Origin of the sequence: Moorena sp. SIO3H5 (assembly GCF_010692395.1) — a bacterium.
In the GTDB taxonomy this organism is placed as follows: Bacteria; Cyanobacteriota; Cyanobacteriia; order Cyanobacteriales; family Coleofasciculaceae; genus Moorena.
This window is the reverse complement of the sequence record NZ_JAAHHS010000754.1, coordinates 1-1463: the sequence shown is the minus strand read 5'-3', so window position 1 is coordinate 1463 and position 1463 is coordinate 1. Positions and strand designations below refer to the sequence as shown.

Here is a 1463-nt window from a genome sequence, read left to right as displayed (position 1 = left end):
CCAGGAAAGTCGGCAGGAAATGAGTGAGGATGAACTGGATGCTATCGGTGCAGGGGACCAAGGTCTGATGTTTGGCTTTGCCTGCAACGAAACTCCAGAACTGATGCCTATGCCGATCAGTTTGGCTCATCGGGTTTCTCGCCGCCTGGCAGCTGTACGTAAAACTGGTGATTTATCTTACCTGCGTCCTGATGGCAAAACCCAAGTCAGTGTGGTTTATGAAGATGGCAAGCCGGTTGGGATTGACACGATTCTGGTTTCCACCCAACACGATGCCACTATTGGTGATATTACCGATGAGGCAGCTGTCCAGGCAAAAATTAAAGATGACTTGTGGTCAGCAGTGGTGGAACCCTGTTTCCAAGATATCGAGATTAAGCCGGATAACAACACACGCTTCCTAGTGAACCCCACAGGGAAATTTGTGGTTGGTGGTCCCCAAGGTGATGCAGGTTTAACTGGTCGCAAAATTATTGTAGACACCTATGGCGGTTACTCACGCCATGGTGGTGGTGCTTTCTCTGGCAAAGACCCCACTAAGGTAGACCGTTCCGCTGCCTATGCTTGTCGCTATGCAGCTAAGAACATTGTGGCAGCAGGTTTAGCAGACAAATGCGAAGTCCAGCTGAGTTACGCGATTGGGGTGGCTAGACCCGTGAGTATCCTTGTAGAAACCTTTGGCACTGGTAAGGTGGACGAGGAGATTTTGCTGCAATTGGTCAACAACTATTTTGAACTGCGTCCTGCTGGAATTATCCAAACGTTCAATCTGCGCGGATTACCCGCAGAACGGGGTGGTCGTTTCTATCAAGACACGGCAGCTTATGGTCATTTCGGGCGTAGCGATTTGATTCTGCCTTGGGAAGAAACTGATAAAGCAGAAATCCTGAGGGAAGCTGCTGGTAAATCTGGTGCTGTATCGATGGCATAAACTAGTACTCGGTTAAGTTAAGGTTTTAGGTATTAGGCATTAGGCTTTAGGGATGGTTAAAGCCTAATGCCTAGTGCTATTAGCAATCAGCAATCAGCTATCAGCAATCAGCTATCAGCCAATGCGCTACGCGCACGCGTGCGCGTTCAGCCCTTGGCCGTAGGCCAGGCTAAGGAAACCGCTTTTGAATAAAATAAGCTGACCCCTGACCACTGACCCCTGACCACTGACCGCTGACCGCTGACTGCTGACCGCTGACCTAATAACGTCTCTAGGGTTTTTCCTGATTATCTCCCTTCTTAGTTTCAGCAGGTTGACTGGGTTGAGACTGTTTTTTCAACTGAACAAAAAGTTGAAAGCGGGTACTATTGGGGTCGATTTTGGCAACGGTTAAGCCGATGGTGTTAATTGCCTTTGCTAAGATTTCTTGCTGGGTTGGTAGTTGAGCGAGATTGAGATTACTGCTATTGAGGGTACGTTCAACATCAAGGAAAAATTGACCAGTGTTGGGATTAGGTTTGGTTGGTACGGA

At 48.3% G+C, this 1463-nt stretch carries 2 protein-coding genes; one reads left to right on the top strand and one right to left on the bottom strand.

The window, feature by feature from the left end:
* A partial coding sequence (metK, locus tag F6K52_RS36255) for a methionine adenosyltransferase (RefSeq protein ID WP_293090054.1) occupies positions 1-931 on the top strand: 931 nt, incomplete at its 5' end.
* A 271-nt stretch (positions 932-1202) separates the two neighbouring features.
* Here metK and F6K52_RS36250 read toward each other — a convergent pair.
* Positions 1203-1463 (bottom strand): DUF3352 domain-containing protein (locus F6K52_RS36250; RefSeq protein WP_293090052.1); only part of this gene is annotated, 261 nt, incomplete at its 5' end.